The organism is Kitasatospora sp. NPDC057198 (genome assembly GCF_042670125.1).
GTDB lineage: Bacteria > Actinomycetota > Actinomycetes > Streptomycetales > Streptomycetaceae > Kitasatospora.
Genome location: NZ_JBHUWH010000770.1, coordinates 1 through 2,196 on the forward strand (window position 1 = coordinate 1; position 2,196 = coordinate 2,196).

3 protein-coding genes and 1 tRNA gene are annotated in these 2,196 nt (G+C 76.2%); 1 reads left to right on the plus strand and 3 read right to left on the minus strand.

Going from position 1 to position 2,196, the window contains the following annotated elements:
* Both ACFUEL_RS38830 and ACFUEL_RS38835 read right to left on the minus strand, forming a co-directional pair.
* Positions 1-827 (minus strand): trypsin-like serine peptidase (locus tag ACFUEL_RS38830; RefSeq protein WP_380242790.1); only part of this gene is annotated, 827 nt, incomplete at its 3' end.
* A 170-nt stretch (positions 828-997) separates the two neighbouring features.
* Complete coding sequence (locus tag ACFUEL_RS38835; protein WP_380242792.1) at positions 998-1,255, minus strand: hypothetical protein; 258 nt, start codon at positions 1,253-1,255, stop codon at positions 998-1,000.
* Between the two features lie 397 nt (positions 1,256-1,652).
* Between ACFUEL_RS38835 and ACFUEL_RS38840 the strand changes: the two genes are divergently transcribed.
* Positions 1,653-1,726 (plus strand) — tRNA-Ile (locus ACFUEL_RS38840).
* A gap of 199 nt (positions 1,727-1,925) precedes the next feature.
* Here ACFUEL_RS38840 and ACFUEL_RS38845 read toward each other — a convergent pair.
* The gene (locus ACFUEL_RS38845) at positions 1,926-2,081 is read right to left on the minus strand and encodes a hypothetical protein (protein WP_380242794.1); all 156 of its coding nucleotides are present in this window, start codon (positions 2,079-2,081) and stop codon (positions 1,926-1,928) included.
* Between the last annotated feature and the right edge of the window lie 115 nt (positions 2,082-2,196).

Sequence of the window (2,196 nt, forward strand, 5' to 3'; positions counted from 1 at the left end):
GCGTCCTCGGCGGTCGCCCGCCGGTACAGCTCGTCGACGCGGGCGTCGAAGACCACGCTGTACGAGGTGTCCGGGCTCGCCCCGCCCTCCTGGTAGCCCCCTATCACCCCGGTCACCCGGCCGCCGTCGGCGACCCACGGGCTGCCGCTGGTGCCGTTGGTGAACCCGGCGCAGTCGAAGCGCTGCTGGGTGGCGCTGTACGCGGCGCTGCGGGCCCGGCAGGTGACCGGGGCGTCGTCCTCGTGGGGGTAGCCGGTGACGGTGACCTCCTGCCCGGGGGCGAGCCCGGCGGCGAACTCGTCGGCGCCCACCGCGTCCTCGACCTGCCGGCCGTCGAGCGGGCCGACGGTGAGGAAGGCGACGTCCTCGTCCTCGTCCTGCCCGTCCTCCCAGCCCGGGGCGACGGCGACCCCGGTGACCCGCCACGTCCCGTGCGGGGCCCGGCCGTCCCGGTAGCCGGGGACGAACACCAGGCCGTTCAGCGGGGTGCCGTCGGGCGCCGCGCAGTGGGCGGCGGTGATCAGCAGGTTCCGGGCCGGGCTGTGCACCACGCCCGCGGTGCAGACCCGGGAGCCGTCGGGGCCGTCGAGGAACAGCGCGCCGATCCGGTCGGCCGCCGGGCCGGACGGGACGGGGACGGCGCTGGCGGCGGCGGACCTCTCCGGGGCGACGTCGGGCCGTGCGGCGGAGCCGCAGCCGGCCGCGGCCAGCAGCAGCGCCAGCGCACCGGCCGCGAACGGCACCGGTCCAGCCGACGCGGGGCCGACCGGCACCGGTCCGGACGGGACCCGGTCGGAGCGGCCCGGGTCGGGGGAGGTGCGCGGCACCGTCGCTCGCTTCCGTTCGGCGGCCCGCCCGGGGAGCCGGGCGGCGGTCGCAGCAAGATCTACCAGGGGCCGCGCGGGCCGGGCAACCACCTTTCCCGGGCCGTCGCCCGACTCCCGCGGGGCCGTCCATGGGGCCGTCCGCGGTGACCGGGCAGCGGGCTGACTGGGCGTCACGATCCGCCGGACGCCCGCCCGTACGGCTTCCGCACCCGGGCGCCGGAGCAGCCACTGCAGGAGGTGTCGGTGGTGCCGCGGGTGATCGGCCGATCGGTGCCGAACAGGTTGCCGCCCAGTGCCTCCCGCACCTGACGGCCGTCCTGCGGCCGTACGGTCGCGAGGGCCGCGTCCGCGTCCGGGGCGGCGGTCACCGCGTCGGGCGGCCGGACGCCCGGCGGGGAGTCGCCGTCGCGGTGGCCGGGGACGAACACCGGGCCGGTGCGGGTGGTGCCCCGGCGCTTGTCGACCGCCGAGCGCAGCCGGGGCGGACCCGCAGCCGAACGCGGCCGGCACCGGGAGCACCGCCGACACCGCCGCACCCAAGGACCGTTCCATCCCGGCCACCCGCTCCCGATCGCGCCGACCCGACGGTTCAGCCTCACCCGCCGACGGGCGGCCCGCCACCGCCGCTGCGCCGCACCGGGAGGGGCCCGGGTCGGGGCTCCACCGGGGCCGCGGCAACGGCTCGGACGGCGGCCGGACCGTGCGTACCCGGATGCGCCCCCGGCGCGCACCACGGGTGATCGACCGGCTATGCTGCCGGGGACGGCCCGAGCGGCCGTCTGCTGCTGCCAGGACCGCATCGTCGGCCCCGGCGGGTCGAGTCGGGGGGCGGTAGCTCAGCCGGTTAGAGCAGGGGACTCATAATCCCTTGGTCGTGGGTTCGAGTCCCACCCGCCCTACCTCGGCCGCTGACGGAACGTCAGCCGATGGGGCCCCTTGACCAGGTGAAACGCCCGGAGCGCCAGGCAAAGTTTAGAGCATCCAGCACCGCGCGGCCGGATTCCGCGCCGAAGTTCACCCGCGAGTGAGACCGGCGGCGGAGCGCTGACGAGGCTCGCGGATCGGGGATTCGCGGGCCTCACCGGTGTCAGGGGCCGGTCAGTACCGCGTGGTGACGGTGACTCCGGAGAAGCCGTCCCGGGCGTGCGGGCTGTAGTCGCCGGTGATGACGGCGCGGGCGCCGGTGTGGTCGCCGGTGCGGGTCCTGGCCGGGTCCGGGTAGGCGGCCACGTCCTGCGGGTGCGACTGGAGCATGTAACGGGCGGTCAGGTAGTCCTAGACGAGTAGTTCCGAAGTCAGCTGGCTTTGCTGGTTCTGCTTCGGACATGCAGGAAGGGTGTCCAGCATTCGGGTTGTGACGACCGAAGAA

Coding starts and splice junctions, on each gene's coding strand:
- ACFUEL_RS38845 (WP_380242794.1), bottom strand. CDS start 2,081: ATGCTCCAGTCGCACCCGCAGGACGTGGCCGCCTACCCGGACCCGGCC.